This window comes from Haloplanus sp. GDY1, assembly GCF_023703775.1.
Classification (GTDB): domain Archaea; phylum Halobacteriota; class Halobacteria; order Halobacteriales; family Haloferacaceae; genus Haloplanus; species Haloplanus halophilus.
Genome location: NZ_CP098514.1, coordinates 769556 through 785216, shown reverse-complemented (window position 1 = coordinate 785216; position 15661 = coordinate 769556). Strand labels below are relative to the sequence as shown.

The window sequence follows — 15661 nt, the reverse complement described above, 5'->3', positions numbered from 1 at the left end:
CTACGCGAACAGCGCCGTGGCGGCGCTCTGTGCCGTCTCGACGACGGGGCCGAACGCCGGCAGGAGCAGGAGCGTGCCGACGGCGGCGACCATCACCGCGGCGTAGAGGCCGAGCGGCGTCGATCCGAGGTCGAAGGAGCCCGAGGGGTCCTCGATCCACATCGCCTTCACGACCCTGGAGTAGTAGAACAGCGACAGGGCACTGTTGATCGCACCGACCGCGGCGAGCCACCAGAAGCCGCCCTGGATCGCCCCGTAGAAGAGGGCGTACTTCGAGAGGAACCCGCCGAAGGGCGGCAGGCCGGCCAGCGAGAACATGAACACGGTCATCGCGAGGCAGGCGACCGGCGCCCGGGTCGCCAGCCCGTTGTAGTCCTCGAAGGTGCGGCCGACCTCCCAGTGTTCGACCATCGCGATGAACAGGAAGGCACCGGTGTTCATGAACCCGTAGACGAGCAGGTGGGCCATGCTCGCGCCCATCACGTTCCCGTTGGGGCCGCCGCCCGAGAGGGCGGCGAGGCCGATCAGCGCGTAGCCGGCGTGGCCCACCGAGGAGTACGCCAGCATCCGCTTGACGTTCTCCTGGGTCGCCGCCGCGAAGTTGCCGACCGTCATCGTGATGACGGCGAGGACGGCGAACAGGAGAGGCCAGTCGATGCCCATGGGCACGACCGACTCGATGGGGAAGGCGACGGCGAAGACGCGGAACGCGACGGCGAAGCCGGCCGCCTTCGACGCCGACGAGAGGAAGGCGCTGATGGGTGCCGGGGCGCCCTCGTAGGCCTCCGGCGCCCAAAAGTGGAAGGGCACGGAGGCGGTCTTGAACGCGAAGCCGCCGGCGATCATGACCACGCCCACGCCCGCGATGCCGACGAGGTCACCCGCGGATCCGATGGCTCCGGCGACGTCCGACAGCAGGAGCGAGCCGGTGGCGGCGTAGACGAGCGAGATGCCGAAGACGAACACCGCCGAGGAGACGGCGCCGACGAGGAAGTACTTCAGCCCCGCCTCGACGCTCCCCCGGTTGTCCTTGAGGAAGGCCACGAGGGCGTACGAGGGCAGCGACGCGAGTTCGAGGCTGACGAACACCGTCGCCAGCGACCCCGCCGACCCCATGAGGCTCATCCCCGTCGCGGCCAGCATCACCAGGGAGTAGAACTCCGCCTGGTAGGCGTGGCCACGCAGGTAGTCGTAGCTCGCGAGCGACACCATGGCGGCGACGCTCGCGAAGAGAACCGTGAAGAACAGGCTCAGTCCGTCGACGACGAGGGAGCCACCGTAGAGTTCGATCGCGCCGCCCTCCTGGCCGGTGCCGGCGAGCAGGAACCAGCCGGCGACGGCAAGGGCCGCGACGCTCCCGAGCACCGAGATGCCGGCGAGCGCCGTGGGTCGCGTGGAGTCGGGGTCGATGCTGTCGGCCAAGAACAGGACGAGCGCCGTCAGGCCGAGCAGCAGCGTCGGCGCGACGGCCGTCCACGTCGGCAGTTGTGTCTGGATGGGGATCACGAGAGGTCACCTCCGAAGTCGAGGAGGGGATCGACCGCGTCCTGGATCATCCCGAAGAAGAGGTCGGGCGCGACCCCGAGGAGGATGATGGTCGCGAGCAGGACGGCGAGCGGCGCCGTCTCGTGGAGCGCGGCCGGGCCCACCTCGTAGTCGGTCTCCAGGCGGAACGAGCCGAAGAGGGTCCGCTGCATCGCGAAGAGCAGGTAGCCCGCGACGACGACGATGCCGAACATCGCGACGGCGGTAAAGAGCGGCATGGCCGCGTGCACCGTCGACGCGAAGGCGCCCTTGAAGATGAAGAACTCGCCGGCGAAGCCGGCCATCAGGGGCAGGCCCATGTAGCCGAAGGCGCCGGCGACCAGGATGCCGACGGTGACCGGCATCCGGTCGGCCATCCCGGACATGTCGCCCACCATCCGGGTGTGGGTCGCGTTGTAGATGACGCCGACCGACATGAACATCAGCCCGGAGATGAGGCCGTGGGCGATCATCTGGAACGTCGCGCCGCCGACCCCGTAGGTGGTGTAGGCGACGAGGCCGAGGATCACGTAGCCCATCGAGGAGACGGAGGAGTACGCGACGATGCGCTTGAGGTCCTGCTGGGCCAGCGCGAGCATCGCACCGTAGATGACGCTCACGACGGCGATCAGGGCGATGGGGACGACGAAGGCCGTCGCCGTCTCCGGCAGCATCGTGAAGTTGAACCGCAGCAGTGCGTAGGTCCCCATCTTCAGAAGGACGCCCGCCAGCATCACCGACACCGGCGACGGCGCCTCGACGTGGGCGTCCGGCAGCCACGTGTGGAAGGGGACGACCGGCACCTTCACCGCGAAGCCGAGGAACATCGCCACGAAGGCGACGCTCCGCAGCGTCGCGGCCGGAATTCCGTACAACGACCCGAGTTCGCCCGCGCGCAACGCCTGCGCGATGGCGGGCATGTCCAGCGACGACACCGAGTCGCCCAGGCCGAACACCAGCGCGACGAAGCCGATGAACATCGCCAGCGACGCGACGTTGGTGTAGACGAAGAACTTGATCGCGGCGTACTTCCGCCGCGGGCCGCCCCAGACGCCGATGAGGAAGTACATCGGCAGGAGGACGGCCTCCCAGAAGACGAACCAGACGAAGAAGTCGAGCGCGGTGAACACGCCCAGCAGGTTCGCCTCCATGAACAGCATCAGCCCGTAGAACTGGGACTGGCGGTCGTCGATCGGGGTCCACGCGCTCACGATGGCGAGCGTCGTCAGGACGGTGGTGAGCACCACCAGCGGCAGGCCGATGCCGTCGACGCCGACGTGCCAGTTGATCGTGTACCCACCGAGTTCCAGCCACGGGATCATCGTCTCGAACGCGAGGTCACCGCCGGTGAGGGCGTTGCCCGTCGCGTCGAAGCGACTCCACATGTAGAGGCTCCCCGCGACGGGGAGCAGGCTCAGCGCCGCCGCGAGGCGGCCGGCCCACTCGTCCGGGGCCAGCAACACGGCCATCGAGGCGACGAACGTGATGGCGATCAGCGCTTCGATTATCATGCGAACCACCCTCCCATGACGCCGAAGACCACCAGCAACGCCGTCAGCCCGAGGGTGAGGAGCGCGGCGTAGTTCGTCACCAGTCCGGTCTGGAGCCGCCGGATGCGGCTTCCGGCGAACAGGCTCACCGACGAGACGCCGTCGACGACGCCGTCGACGACGCCCTGGTCGAACTTATCCGCCAGCCGTGCGAGGGGCAGGACGACCGACTCGGCGATCCAGACCTGGTATTCGTCCTGGTAGTAGTTGTTGTACCACAGCGTCTTGATCGAGCCGAGTTTTTCCGTGTGCTCGGCGGGGCTGGGCTTGTTGTAGAGGACGTGAGCGAGCCCCGCTCCGGCGAGCGCGAGGCCAAGCGAGACGGCCGCACCGACTGCGACGGTCGTCGTCTCCCCGCCGATGTAGGCCGACGAGTACGGGAGCACGTCGCCGTAGTGGTGGGCAGTCAGCGCCTCGAAGCCGCCGTCGAGCCACTGGTGCAGGAAGTCGATGCCCGTGATTCCGAGCAGTTTCTCGACGGGCACCATGTTGACGACCCCGGTGGTGGCGGCGAGGATTCCGAGGACGACCAGCGGCCCCTTCACGTTCCAGCGGACGCCGTGTGGGTCCGCCGCCGTCTCCGTCCGGGGCTCACCGTGGAAGGTCAAGAAGACCATCCGGAAGGTGTAGAAGCCGGTGAAGAAGACGGCGACGAGGCCCATCGCGTAGCCCGCCAGCAGGAGCGGCGCCCCCCCGAGCCCGTGAATGAGCGTCTCGTAGAGCACCTCGTCCTTCGACCAGAAGCCCGCGAAGGGGAAGATGCCCGCGAGCGCGAGCGAACCGGCGAGGAACGTGTAGTACGTCACCGGCATCTCCTCTTTGAGCCCGCCCATGTTCCACATGTCCTCGTCGTGGTGCATGGCGATGATGACCGAGCCAGCGCCGAGGAACAGGAGCGCCTTGAAGAAGGCGTGGGTCATGAGGTGGAAGGTGGCGGCGACGTAGCCGCCGGCGCCCAGCCCCAGCATCATGTAGCCGTACTGCGAGATGGTGGAGTAGGCGAGGACCTGCTTGATCTCCCGCTTGACGACGCCCATCGTCGCGGCGAAGAGGGCGGTGAACCCGCCGACCAGCGCGATGATGCCGAGAGCGGTGGGGGAAAGCGCGTAGAAGCCGTACATCCGCGCCACCAGGTAGACGCCGGCCGCGACCATCGTCGCGGCGTGGATGAGCGCGGAGACGGGCGTCGGACCCTCCATGGCGTCCGGGAGCCAGGTGTGAAGCGGGAACTGCGCGGACTTCCCGATCACGCCGCCGAGGATCAGCAGGCCGAGGATGGTGAACCACGTCTCCGGCGCGAAGCCGAAGGTGGTCACCGCCTCGGCGGACCCGGCGAGGGCCTCCTCCGCGAGCACCGGGAACGCTCCCTCGCCCGCGAACTTCGCGGTGCCGAAGGTGGCGAAGACGGCGACGACGCCGACGAGGAAGAAGTAGTCGCCGAACCGGGTGACGAGGAACGCCTTCTTCGCGGCGCTCGGCGGCCCCGACTCGCGGAACCAGAAGCCGATCAGGAGGTACGAACAGAGGCCGACGAGTTCGAAGAACATGAACGCCATGAGCAGGTTGTCGGCGACGACGAACCCGAGCATGGAGGCGGTGAAGAGGCCGAGGCCGGCGTAATACCGGGGGAGCCCGGTCTCGCCCTCGTCGTTCATGTAGCCGAGGCTGAAGACGTGGACCAGAAGCGAAACCAGCGAGACGATGAGCAGCATCATCGCCGCCAGCGGATCGAGCAGCAGGCCGAACGTGAGGGTGGCCGTCTCCTCGCCGACGCCCGTGGCCCACTCGTAGAGGGTGGCGTTGTAGACGTTGCCGTCGCTGACGGTCAGGAAGACCCACGCCGACAGCACGAGCGACCCCGCGGTGGCGGCGATGCCGCCGAACGCGCCGCCCTTGGGGAGGTACTTCCCGCCCGCGAGCGACACGAGGAACGAGAGGAACGGGAGGAGGACGATGGCGGGCGCGTAGTCGAATGCTCCGACCATCTTACCACCTCATCTCCTTGGCCAGCGTCACGTCGATATCGCCGAAGTTGCGATACAACACGAGGATGATGCCGATGCCCACCGCGACCTCCGCGGCGGCGAGCGCCAGCGTGAACAGGCTGAACGTCTGTCCCGTGACGTTCCCCCAGTAGGCCGAGAAGGCCACGAGGTTGATGTTGGCCGCGTTCAGCATCAGTTCGACCGACATGAGGAACAGCAGCGCGTTCTGTCGGGTCAGGATGCCGAACAGGCCGATGCAGAACACGGCCGCGGCGAGCAGGAGGTACCACTGGACCGGGACCATCAGCGGTCACCTCCCTCGTCCGCGTCCGTCTCCGTATCGTCACGGAGCCGGTCGCGGACCTGCCGGCCGCCGTCGGCGAGGAGCGCGACGGCACTCCCTTCCTCCTCGCGTTTCGCGAGCAGGAGCGCCCCGTCGAGTGCGGCGTCCAGCACCACCGCGATGAGGATGAACGCGACGATCATCCCCTCGCCCGGGACTGCGCCCATGTCGAGGTTGAACATCGCGTACCCGATGCTCGCGGTGATCGGGGCGTCCGCGGCGAACCCCTGTGGGTCGCCGAAGGAGGCACGGACGATCGCCGCGGCCAGCACGACGAACAGCGCGACGGCCGCGAGGCCTGGAAGCAGGTGCGAGCCGGTCCTGAGTTTCGGCTTCGTCGTCACGTCTCACGCACCTCCGTGGAAGTCGATTCCGCTGCCGAGGTCGATTTCGTGAGCATCACGGCGAACGTGATGAGGATGAGCACCCCGCCCACGTAGACGAGGATCTGCATGGCGGCGAGAAACTCCGCCTGCATCATCACGTAATGTACCGCGACGCTCAACAGGGCGCCGCCGAGGAGGAGTGCGGAGTGCCACACGTCCTCGACCAGGACGACGCCCAGGCTGCAGCCCAGTGTGATCAGGGCGAACAGCGCGAACGCGATCGTTTCATACACCATTGCTTGAGTTTGCTTGAGGTATTCCTTTGAACGTTTCGAGACGGCGCAGTGCCGGCCCGGACATCACTGGTAGTCGATCTCTCCGTCGCCCTCGCCGATCCACGCGCTCCGGTCGGGATTGCGGGATTCCAGCGGGTCGATGCCCTTGTACCACGGGACGTTCTTCAACTGTTCCTTGTTGTAGACGAAGTCGTCTTTGGTGTCGGCCGTGAACTCGAAGTTCTGGGTGAGCAGGATGGCGTCCACCGGACACACCTCCTCGCAGAGCCGGCAGTAGATGCACTGCCCGATGTGGAGGTTGTACTGTTCGCCGTTGCGCTGGTCGTCCTGGACGATCTGGATCGTGTCGTTCGGACAGACGTTCTCGCACTGTCGACACCAGATGCACCGCTCCTGGCTGAACTTGTGGACGCCGCGGAACCGCGGACTGACCTCCGGCGCCACGTCCGGATATTCGACGGTGAACGTCTTGCCGTCCAGCGCGTGTTTCATCGTCGTCGCCATGCCTTTCAGTATTCCAATCATTACGCGATCACTCCGACGAGGATTGCGGTGAGCACTAGGTTGGCGAAGGAGAGCACGAGCATCCCCTTCCAGCCGATTTCGATCAACTGGTCGATACGCACGCGCGGGACCGCCGACCGGGCCCACTGCGTGAACAGGAAGAACGCCCACATCTTGATGACCATCCAGACGAACCCGGGCAGGACCGGACCGGCCGGCCCACCGAGGAAGAGGACGGCGATCAGCGCGCCGCCCAGGAAGATGTGGATGAACTCCCCGAGGTAGAACAGCACGAAGTAGACGCTGGAGTACTCGGTCTGGTACCCGGCGACGATTTCGGTCGGCGCCTCGGGGATGTCGAACGGGTTCCGACCGATCTCCGCCAGGTTCGCCAGCACGAACAGCACGAACGCGAAGGGGTTGACGAAGGCGTACCACGCGGGAATCGCCACCCCGGCGACCGACACCAGCGTCTCGGTCTGTGCGGCGACGATCTCGCTGGTCTGGAGCGTGCCGGCGAAGATGATCACCGACGCCGCCGTGACGACCAGCGGGATCTCGTACGCGAGGTTCTGTGCGATGGAGCGCAGCGACCCCAGCAGCGAGTACTTGTTGTTCGAGGCGTAGCCGGCCATGACGAGGCCGAGCGACGCGATGGAGGCGGCGGCGAACGCGAAGACGATGCCCGTCTCGGGGTCGGCGAGCTGGAGGCCGCTCCCCAGCGGGATCACCGCGAAGCCCAGCAGCGCGGAGAACGGCAGGACGATCGGCGCGATGTCCCACGCCGGGCGGTCGACGCCGTCCGGAACGATCAGTTCCTTCGACAGCAGGCGCACCGCGTCGGCGACGATGATCAGCAGGCCGAAGGGCCCGATCCGGTTGACCGCGATCCGGTCGGTGAAGGCGGCCGTGATCTTCCGCTTGGCCCACGGCCCGGCCAGCGCCGTCATGCCGAGCATGATGTTGGCGATGAGGAAGGCGCCGATCAGGCCGCCCACCACGTCGCCGAGGGTGCCCGAGAGACCGAGCGCGCCCGAAATCGTCTCGGGCAGCGTCGTCACGGGACCGGCCGCGGAGGCGTTGGCCGTCGCGTTCGCGGTCCCGGTCGGGGTGGTCGTCCCCGACTGGAGCAGTAGCCCGTCCATCAGCGGTCCACCTCGCCGAGAACGATGTCGAGGCTACCCAGGGAGGCGATCAGGTCGGGGATGTACTCGCCGTTCGACATCTCCGGGAGCGTCTGCAGGTTCGAGAAGCACGGGCTCCGGATCTTGAATCGGGCGGGCTTCTCGGTGCCGTCCGCGCGCATGTAGATGCCGAGTTCGCCCTTGGCGCCCTCGACGGCGCGGTAGATTTCGGCGTCGTCGTCCGGGCGGATGGTCCGGGGGACGTTGGACTGGATCGTCCGGTCGTCCTCGGGCCAGTCCTCCAGGAGGTCGACGCACTGTTCGATGATCTTCGCGGACTCCTCGACCTCTCGCAGGCGGACGAGGAGACGGCTGTAGTTGTCACAGCCGTCCTCGACGGCCACGTTCCAGTCGAGTTCGTCGTAGTAGCCGTAGGGGTCGTCCCGTCGCAGGTCGTAGTCGACCCCCGACCCGCGGGCGACTGGCCCCGTGGCCCCGTAGCTCTTCGCCACCTCGGGTGGCAGGACGCCCGTGTCGACGGTGCGGACCTGCAGGATCTCGTTGGCCGAGATGAGGTCGTGGTACTCCTCGAGGGCCTCCGGGAGGTCGTCGAGGAAGTCCCGGACCATCTCGAAGAACTCGTCGCGGGGTTCGGGCAGGTCCCAGACCACCCCGCCGAGGCGGAAGTAGTTGAACATGAGCCGCTGGCCCGTGAGTTCCTCGAGGATGTTCTGGGCCTTCTCGCGGTCCCGGACGGCGTACATGAAGATGGCGGTGAAGTCGCCGTAGACGTCGAGCGCGAAGGTGCCGACCGCGAGCATGTGCGCCGCGATCCGGCAGAGTTCGGCGCCCATGGTCCGGATCACCTGCGCGTACTCGGGCACCTCGATGTCCGCGAGGTCCTCCGCCACGCGGGCGTAGGCCCACTCGTTGAGCAGGCCGGCCGAGATGTAGTCCCAGCGGTCGGGGTAGGGCATGATCTGGTAGCGGTAGGTGCCCTGCTGACAGATCTGTTCCTCGCACCGGTGGAGGTAGCCGATGTCGGACTCCACGTCGACGACCTGCTCGCCGTCGAGGACGGTCTTGAGGTGGAGGACGCCGTGGGTCGCCGGGTGGTGCGGGCCGATGTTCAGGAACATCGTGTCGCCCGCGTCGCTCGCGTGGTCCTCCTGGAGCGGGTTGGCGTGTTCGCGGAGGGGGACGACCTGGGGTCGGTCCTGGTCGTAGTCCCGGCCGAGGGGGTGGCCCTGCCAGGTTTCGGGCAGGAGGATGCGCCGCAGGTCGGGGTGGTCCTCGTACTCGATGCCCACCAGGTCGTAGGCCTCGCGCTCGTGCCAGTCGGCCGTGCGATAGACGGGTTCGGCCGACTCGCTCACGGGATCGTCGGTCGGCGTCGGCACGACGACACTCACCTCGTCGGTCGGGTCGTCGTACTTCCTGAGGTGGTAGATGGACTCGTAGCGGTCCTCGTACTCCTGTGCCGTGACACAGGAGCAGTGATCGAACCCCGCCTCGTCGCGCAGGCGGAAGAGCGTCTCCTGTACCTCGTCGGGTCGGACGACGAAGCCCGGCGCGTTCAGGTGGTCGTCACGGTCGAGGACCAGATCGCCCAGCAGGTCCTCGAGTTCCTCGGCCGTCGTCTCTTCGACCGTGTCCGGCGTGGATTCTTCCAGACTCATGGCGAGTCGGCCCAGTTGTACCGCATGACGAGGTCGTCCTCGTCGATTTCCTCGGCGAGTTTGTCGACCACTTCGTCGCGGTCGAGGTCGCCGAACTGTTCGAGTTCGTAGGGCTTGACCGTGACCGGCGAACTCTCGCCGTTGGCGATGCGTTCTTGCAACTTCGCGACGCCGTAGACCAGCGCCTCGGGTCGGGGCGGACAGCCCGGAACGTGGATGTCGACCGGGATGACCTCCTCGGCGCCCTTGACGACGTTGTACCCCTCCTGGAACGGCCCGCCGGAGATGGTACACGACCCCATGCCGACGACGAACTTGGGCTCGGGCATCTGGTCGTAGACGCGCTTCATCCGCGGGGCGAACTTCGAGACGATGGTCCCCGGGACGATGATCACGTCGGCCTGCCGCGGCGACGCCCGCGGCACGCCGGCCCCGAAGCGGTCGAGGTCGTGTTTGACCGCGTAGGTGTGCATCATCTCGATGCTACAGCAGGCGATGCCGAACTGTAGCATGAACATCGAGGAGCCACGCACCCACTCCATGAACCGGTCGAACTTCGTGAGGATGAACGGCGACGAGCCGAAGGCCTCCCGAAGCTTCGAGTTGAACCGGTTGTCGGTGCCCCCGGACCCGATCCGGGCGTCGCGTGTCTCGCTCCCTACCTGACTTGTGTCGGTGACGAATCGTTCCTGTTCGCTACTCATGATTGTCTCTCGGTTTTACGGCGGGACGCGCGCGGACTCTTGACCCACTCGACCGCACCGTTCCGCCACGCCCAGACGAGGCCGACGACGAGGACGCCGATGAACACCAGCATCGGCACGAGGGTCTGTGTCAGCGTCGCCCCTTGCTCCAGCGCGGACCGATAGATCATCGTCCACGGGAAGATCAGGACGGTTTCGACGTCGAAGACGACGAACAGCAGCGCGACCATGTAGTACTGGATGTTGAACTGGACGTGCGCCGTCCCCGTCGGCACCTCGCCGCTCTCGTAGATGACGGTCTTTCCCTGTTCGGTGACGGTCGGCCGGAGGAGCGCCGACACCACCATCATGCCGATGGGGATGCCGATGCCCACGAGGCCGAGCGCACCGATTGCTATCCACTGATTCATACCTTGGTTCCTGTCGTCCTGGCGATTAGGAGTGCTCCCCCATAAGCGTTGATTTATGCCATTCGGTCCTGTCGGCCGATTTTGCGGCCGTATTCGGCCGATTCACGGCCTGTCACGGCGGCCGCCTCGAACTACTCGTGGCGGTCCCGGAAGCCGTCGATCCCCAGGTCGTGGAGATCCCGGGAGACGTCCGCCACGTCCGCCCGCAGCGCCGCGTGTTCGGCGTCGAGTCGGTCGACGAGTTCGCCGTGTTCGCGCGCGAGGATCTGGACCGCCGACAGCGCCGCGTTGTACGACTTGCCCGCGTCGACGGCGACGATGGGCGCGCCCGTCGGCATGCCGATCACGGAATCGACCGACTTCTCCTGGACCGGCACCCCGATCACCGGCAGCGGGTAGGCGATGGACGCGGTCATGTTCGGCAGGTCCGCCGACTTCCCGCCCGCCCCCGCGATTATCACGTCGAGGCCGCGGTCCGCCGCCGTCTCCCCGTACGCGTACATCAGGTCGGGAGTGCGGTGGGCCGAGACGACGTAGCTCTCGAAGGTGAAGCGCGCCTCGGGGGCGTCGTGGTAGTTCGTCTGCTCCGCGAAGCCCAGTTCCCGCAGGGCGTCGTAGGCGCCCGCCATGGTGTCGAGGTCGGAGTCCGAACCCATGATGATCCCCACCTCCGGGGTCGTCTCGGGGTCGGCGTCCGCCTCGGCCTGTGCGTGCAGGTCGTCGACGAGGTCGCTGACGTCGGTCATTGGAAGCCGAGTTCGTCGCGCAGTTCGCGTGTCGATTCGAGGAGGGCGGTCGGCTCCGACCCTCCCGTCTCGTCGGTCACGGTCACGTGACCCATCTTGCGGAGCGGGCGCACTTCGTCCTTGCCGTACCAGTGGAGGTGGGCCGCCTCGCGTTCGAGGACGCGCTCGACGTTCCCGAGGCGCGCCGGACGGGGCTCCTCGACCGTCCCCAGGACGTTGGCGCTCACCGTCGGCGCGCGCTGGCGGGTCGAGCCGAGCGGCCACCCCAGTACCGCGCGGGCGTGCTGCTCGAACTGCGAGGTGACCGCGCCCTCGATGCTCCAGTGGCCGGAGTTGTGGGGGCGGGGCGCGATCTCGTTGACCAGGATCTCCCCCTCGCTCGTCTCGAACAGTTCGATGCCGAAGACGCCGCGCCCGTCGAGGGCGTCGAGGACGTCCCGGGCGACCGCCTGGGCGCGCTCCGCGACCGCCTCGCTGGTGCGCGCGGGAACGACCGTCTCCCGCAGGATCTCCGCCTCGTGGACGTTCTCCCCGACGGGGAAGGTCCGCACCTCGCCGTCGCCCTGGACGCCGATGACCGAGAGTTCGCGCTCGAAGTCGACGAACGTCTCCGCCAGCGCGGCGGGATCCTCGGCCGTTCCGACGGCCTCACGCAGGGCGTCCGCGGCCTCGTCGGCCGCGTGGACGGGGACGTTGCCCCGGCCGTCGTAGCCGCCCTCCCGGGCCTTCAGCATGACGCCGCCGAACTCCTCGACTGCGGCTTGCAGGTCGGCCACGGAGTCGACGCGGCGGTACGCGGGCACGGGAATGCCCGCCTCGCTCAGCATCTCCTTCTCGGCGAACTTGTCCTGGATCGTCCGCAGCGTCTCGGGCGTCGGGTGGACCGGCACGCCGGCCTCGGCGCTCGCGGAGGCGAGGTGGTCCGGATCGGCGAGTTCGATCTCGTAGGTCAGCGCGTCGGTCCGCTCGGCCAGCCGACCGATCGCCTCGGGGTCGTCGAAGCCGCCGACGATCTGGTCGCGGGCGACGGGCGCGGCCGGGCAGTCCGGCGTCGGATCGAGGACGACGACCTCGACGCCGAGCGGTGCGGCCGCCTCGGCGAGCATGCGACCGAGTTGGCCGCCGCCGACGACGCCGAGCGTCGGTCCGGGGACGGTTGTCGTCATGGGTGACCCTGATAGCGAGCCGCGCTTAAACGTTGTCACCCGTGCCGAGACGCCGGCGCTCGCCCTGCTGACTTCCGGCACTAATCGTGCCGGAAACACCGCCGTGCTCGCTACCGCTCGCGCGGCGAGCTTCAGACACTCCCGTCAGTCGTGTCTGAAATCGCGCAGGACTCGCTGGCGCTCGCCCTGCTGACTTCCGGCACTAATCGTGCCGGAAGCACCGCCGTCCGGTGAACGCCATCGCCATCCCGTGGTCGTCGGCGGCGGCGATCACGTCCTCGTCGTTGACCGACCCGCCCGGCTGAACGACCGCCTCGACGCCCGCCTCGGCGGCCTCCTCGACGCCGTCCGGGAACGGGAAGAAGGCGTCCGAGGCCATCACGGCCCCCGCCGCGGACTTCCCCTCGGCGTGTTCCTCGGCCTTCATCGCCGCCAGTCGGACGGCGTCGACGCGGCTGACCTGTCCCATGCCGATGCCCACCGTCTCCGTGCCCGACGCGAAGAGGACGGCGTTGGACTTGACGTGTTTCAGCGTCCGCCACGCGAACAGCATCGTCTCGAACTCCGCCTCCGTGGGGTGGCGCTCGGTGACTACCTCCAGGTCCTCGCGGGTCGGCGCCCAGTCGTCGCGCTCCTGGACGAGGCGGCCGCCGGTCAGCGGCTTCTCCGCGAGCGTCGCCTCCCGGTCGCTCAGCGCTCCCACGTCCAGCACCCGGAGGTCCTCCTTCTCGGCGAGGACGTCCAGGGCGCCGTCGGTGTAGCCGGGCGCGACGACGACTTCCTTGAACGACTCGACGATGGCGTCGGCCGTGGCGGCGTCGCAGGTGCGGTTGAGGGCGACGATGCCGCCGAAGGCGCTCATGGCGTCCGTCGAGAGGGCGTCGTCGTATGCCTGGGCGAGGGTGTCGGCCGTCGCACACCCCGCCGGATTGGTGTGTTTGATGACCGCCGCCGCGGGCTCCTCGAACTCCCGGATCAGGTCGAGGGCGGCGTCGGCGTCGTTGTAGTTGTTGTACGAGAGCGCCTTCGCCCCCTCGTTCAACTGGTCGGCATGGACGACGCTCGCGTCGTCGCTCGCGGCGTCGGCGTACAGCGCGGCGTCCTGGTGGGGGTTCTCGCCGTAGCGGAGCGTCCGACTGCGGTCGTCGGAGACGACGCGGCGGGCGGGGAACTGCCCCGCCTCGTCGCCCTCGACGGTGACGCCGTCGTCGCCGACGGTGACGCGGTCCTCGGCGAACCACCTGACTGCGCGGGGGTAGGCCTTGAACTCCGCGCCGTGGAGGACCCGGCGCTTCAGGTCGTCGGCGTCGTCGCCCTCGTGGACCGGTACCGCCTCCTGGGTGACGATGGGGCCGGCGTCCAGGTCCTCGGTGGCGACGTGGACGGTGCAGCCGGTGGTTCGGACGCCCGCCGCGAGCGCCTGTTCGTGGGCGTCGTCGCCGCGGAACGACGGGAGCAAGGAGGGGTGGACGTTGAGCGTCGTCGGCAGGGCGTCGAGCAGGTCGGCCGAGAGGACGCGCATGTAGCCGTCCATACAGACTAGGTCGAACTCGTAGTCGTCGAGGCGGTCAAGCAGTCGGGACTCGTGGTCGGCCGTCGACTCGTCGTCGCCGCGGGCGACCACCTCCGTGGGGATGCCGCGGTCGGCGGCCGAGGACAGGACCGGCGCCGACTCGCCGTCCGTGCAGACGACGGCCACCTCGGCGCCGCCGGGCGCCAGATCCGCGATGTGCATCAGGTTCCGTCCGCGATTGCCGGCGAGACCCGCGATTCGGAGCATGGTCGAGGGAGGCGCGCGCGTGGGAAAAACAGTTGCGACATCGTCGGGGGGATCGGTACGCTTTTGCGTCGTCCACGGCCAGTCCCGGCTATGACGGATCTGCCACGGAGCGACCCGCTCGCGGCTGTCTCTCCGCTCGACGGGCGCTACGCGCGGTACACCGAACCGCTGGTGCCGTACGCCAGCGAGTCGGCGCTCATGCGGGCGCGGGTTCGCGTCGAAGTCGAGTACCTGCTGGCCCTTGCCGACCTCGAGGCGACGCCCCTGACCGTCGACGCCGACGGGCGGGCGGCGCTGCGCGACTGCTACGAGTCGTTCGGCGCCGACGACGCCCGCCTGATCAAGCGCCTCGAAACCGAGGGCGCCGAGGGGTACGACGCCACCAACCACGACGTGAAGGCCGTGGAGTACTTCCTGCGGACTCGGACCGACGAGTCGCTGCACCCCTGGATCCACTTCGGGCTGACCAGCGAGGACGTGAACAACCTCGCGCACCGACTGCTGGTCGGGCCGGCCGTCGAGGACGTCCTCCTGCCCGCGCTCTCGGACGTCCGCGAGGAACTGACGGCGATGGCCCACGAGTACGACGACACGCCGATGCTCGCCCGCACCCACGGCCAGCCGGCGACGCCGACGACGTTCGGCAAGGAGATGGCGGTGTACGCCGCCCGCCTCGGGCGGACGATGGGCCGCGTTCGGGACGCGGCGGCCGGCCTCTCGGGCAAACTCGCCGGCGCCTCGGGTACCTACGCCGCCCACGTCGCCGCCTACCCCGACGTCGACTGGCGGGGCTTCTCCCGGGCGTTCGTCGCCGACCTCGGCCTGGAGCACACGCCGCTGGCGACGCAGATCAACCCCTGTGACGACCTCGCGACGCTGTTCGACGCCCTCCGCGGCGTCAACAACGTCCTCCTGGATCTGGACCGGGACGCGTGGCGCTACGTCTCGGATCGCTACCTCGGGCAGCGGGCCGTCGAGGGCGAGACGGGATCCTCGACGATGCCCCACAAGGTGAACCCCATCGACTTCGAGAACAGCGAGGGCAACCTCTCGAAGGCGAACGCGGATCTGACCTTCCTCGCGGACTACGTCACCACCTCCCGCCTCCAGCGCGACCTCTCGGACTCGACGGTCAAGCGGAACGTCGGCGCGGCGCTCGGCCACTGTCTCATCGGCTACCGCAAGGCCGAGACGGGACTGGGAACGGTCGTCCCCAACGAGACGGTCATGCGCGAGGACCTGGAGGCGACGCCGGAGGTGATCGGCGAGGCGGTCCAGACGATCCTCCGCCGCGAGGGCGACACCGAGGCCTACGAGCGGGTGAAGGAACTCACCCGGGGCGAGCGGGTGAGCCTCGAGGACTTCCGGTCCCTGTTCGACGACCTGGACGTCGACGAGTCGGTGCGCGAGGAGCTTCGGGCGCTGACGCCGGCGGGGTACACCGGCGTGGCGGCGTCGCTCGCGGGACTCGAGGAGTAAGCTCCCTCGGGTTGCGCAACCCCTTTTACTCGTGGCGCCGTACGT

The 15661-nt window shown here is 68.2% G+C and carries 15 protein-coding genes; 1 reads left to right on the top strand and 14 read right to left on the bottom strand.

Annotation, left to right across the window (positions count from 1 at the left end; translation table 11 throughout):
- The 14 genes from NBT67_RS04295 to purH all read right to left on the bottom strand — a co-directional run bounded on the left by NBT67_RS04295 (window position 1) and on the right by purH (window position 14137).
- Window positions 1-1503 (bottom strand): NADH-quinone oxidoreductase subunit N, encoded by a 1503-nt coding sequence (locus NBT67_RS04295; RefSeq protein ID WP_425498918.1) that lies wholly within the window; start codon window positions 1501-1503, stop codon window positions 1-3.
- Window positions 1503-3035, bottom strand: coding sequence for a complex I subunit 4 family protein (locus NBT67_RS04290; protein WP_251343572.1), 1533 nt, complete (start codon window positions 3033-3035; stop codon window positions 1503-1505). Before NBT67_RS04290 ends, NBT67_RS04295 begins: the two co-directional genes overlap by 1 nt.
- Window positions 3032-5059, bottom strand: a complete 2028-nt coding sequence (gene nuoL, locus NBT67_RS04285; RefSeq protein WP_251343571.1) for an NADH-quinone oxidoreductase subunit L — start codon at window positions 5057-5059, stop codon at window positions 3032-3034. The genes NBT67_RS04290 and nuoL overlap by 4 nt, the downstream gene beginning before the upstream one ends.
- 1 nt (window position 5060) lies before the next feature.
- Window positions 5061-5363: an NADH-quinone oxidoreductase subunit NuoK gene (gene nuoK / locus NBT67_RS04280; protein WP_251343570.1), complete on the bottom strand. Its 303-nt coding sequence runs from the start codon at window positions 5361-5363 to the stop codon at window positions 5061-5063.
- A complete protein-coding gene (locus NBT67_RS04275) occupies window positions 5363-5746 on the bottom strand; it encodes a proton-conducting membrane transporter (protein ID WP_251343569.1) in 384 nt (127 codons plus the stop codon). Before NBT67_RS04275 ends, nuoK begins: the two co-directional genes overlap by 1 nt.
- Window positions 5743-6024: an NADH-quinone oxidoreductase subunit J gene (locus NBT67_RS04270; protein WP_251343568.1), complete on the bottom strand. Its 282-nt coding sequence runs from the start codon at window positions 6022-6024 to the stop codon at window positions 5743-5745. The genes NBT67_RS04275 and NBT67_RS04270 overlap by 4 nt, the downstream gene beginning before the upstream one ends.
- Window positions 6025-6087: 63 nt before the next feature.
- Window positions 6088-6549 (bottom strand): NuoI/complex I 23 kDa subunit family protein, encoded by a 462-nt coding sequence (locus NBT67_RS04265; protein ID WP_248896717.1) that lies wholly within the window; start codon window positions 6547-6549, stop codon window positions 6088-6090.
- Complete coding sequence (locus tag NBT67_RS04260) at window positions 6549-7673, bottom strand: complex I subunit 1/NuoH family protein (protein WP_251343567.1); 1125 nt, start codon at window positions 7671-7673, stop codon at window positions 6549-6551. The genes NBT67_RS04265 and NBT67_RS04260 overlap by 1 nt, the downstream gene beginning before the upstream one ends.
- Window positions 7673-9331, bottom strand: coding sequence for an NADH-quinone oxidoreductase subunit D (locus NBT67_RS04255; protein ID WP_251343566.1), 1659 nt, complete (start codon window positions 9329-9331; stop codon window positions 7673-7675). Before NBT67_RS04255 ends, NBT67_RS04260 begins: the two co-directional genes overlap by 1 nt.
- On the bottom strand, window positions 9328-10035 hold the full coding sequence (locus NBT67_RS04250) for an NADH-quinone oxidoreductase subunit B (protein WP_251343565.1): 708 nt from the start codon (window positions 10033-10035) through the stop codon (window positions 9328-9330). The genes NBT67_RS04255 and NBT67_RS04250 overlap by 4 nt, the downstream gene beginning before the upstream one ends.
- On the bottom strand, window positions 10032-10445 hold the full coding sequence (locus tag NBT67_RS04245; protein ID WP_251343564.1) for an NADH-quinone oxidoreductase subunit A: 414 nt from the start codon (window positions 10443-10445) through the stop codon (window positions 10032-10034). Before NBT67_RS04245 ends, NBT67_RS04250 begins: the two co-directional genes overlap by 4 nt.
- A 131-nt stretch (window positions 10446-10576) precedes the next feature.
- On the bottom strand, window positions 10577-11191 hold the full coding sequence (purE, locus tag NBT67_RS04240) for a 5-(carboxyamino)imidazole ribonucleotide mutase (protein ID WP_251343563.1): 615 nt from the start codon (window positions 11189-11191) through the stop codon (window positions 10577-10579).
- Window positions 11188-12357 (bottom strand): 5-(carboxyamino)imidazole ribonucleotide synthase, encoded by a 1170-nt coding sequence (locus NBT67_RS04235; RefSeq protein WP_251343562.1) that lies wholly within the window; start codon window positions 12355-12357, stop codon window positions 11188-11190. Before NBT67_RS04235 ends, purE begins: the two co-directional genes overlap by 4 nt.
- Window positions 12358-12559: 202 nt before the next feature.
- A complete protein-coding gene (purH, locus tag NBT67_RS04230) occupies window positions 12560-14137 on the bottom strand; it encodes a bifunctional phosphoribosylaminoimidazolecarboxamide formyltransferase/IMP cyclohydrolase (protein ID WP_251343561.1) in 1578 nt (525 codons plus the stop codon).
- A 90-nt stretch (window positions 14138-14227) separates the two neighbouring features.
- On the opposite strand from purH, the gene purB reads away from it, so the two are divergent.
- The gene (gene purB / locus NBT67_RS04225; protein ID WP_251343560.1) at window positions 14228-15616 is read left to right on the top strand and encodes an adenylosuccinate lyase; all 1389 of its coding nucleotides are present in this window, start codon (window positions 14228-14230) and stop codon (window positions 15614-15616) included.
- Window positions 15617-15661: the final 45 nt, after the last annotated feature.

Bases quoted from the DNA above. Each gene is read 5' to 3' on its own strand.
- NBT67_RS04290 (WP_251343572.1), bottom strand. From the start codon at position 3,035: ATGATAATCGAAGCGCTGATCGCCATCACGTTCGTCGCCTCGATGGCC.
- nuoL (WP_251343571.1), bottom strand. From the start codon at position 5,059: ATGGTCGGAGCATTCGACTACGCGCCCGCCATCGTCCTCCTCCCGTTC.
- nuoK (WP_251343570.1), bottom strand. From the start codon at position 5,363: ATGGTCCCGGTCCAGTGGTACCTCCTGCTCGCCGCGGCCGTGTTCTGC.
- NBT67_RS04270 (WP_251343568.1), bottom strand. From the start codon at position 6,024: ATGGTGTATGAAACGATCGCGTTCGCGCTGTTCGCCCTGATCACACTG.
- NBT67_RS04265 (WP_248896717.1), bottom strand. From the start codon at position 6,549: ATGATTGGAATACTGAAAGGCATGGCGACGACGATGAAACACGCGCTG.
- NBT67_RS04260 (WP_251343567.1), bottom strand. From the start codon at position 7,673: ATGGACGGGCTACTGCTCCAGTCGGGGACGACCACCCCGACCGGGACC.
- NBT67_RS04255 (WP_251343566.1), bottom strand. From the start codon at position 9,331: ATGAGTCTGGAAGAATCCACGCCGGACACGGTCGAAGAGACGACGGCC.
- NBT67_RS04250 (WP_251343565.1), bottom strand. From the start codon at position 10,035: ATGAGTAGCGAACAGGAACGATTCGTCACCGACACAAGTCAGGTAGGG.
- NBT67_RS04245 (WP_251343564.1), bottom strand. From the start codon at position 10,445: ATGAATCAGTGGATAGCAATCGGTGCGCTCGGCCTCGTGGGCATCGGC.
- purE (WP_251343563.1), bottom strand. From the start codon at position 11,191: ATGACCGACGTCAGCGACCTCGTCGACGACCTGCACGCACAGGCCGAG.
- NBT67_RS04235 (WP_251343562.1), bottom strand. From the start codon at position 12,357: ATGACGACAACCGTCCCCGGACCGACGCTCGGCGTCGTCGGCGGCGGC.
- purH (WP_251343561.1), bottom strand. From the start codon at position 14,137: ATGCTCCGAATCGCGGGTCTCGCCGGCAATCGCGGACGGAACCTGATG.
- purB (WP_251343560.1), top strand. From the start codon at position 14,228: ATGACGGATCTGCCACGGAGCGACCCGCTCGCGGCTGTCTCTCCGCTC.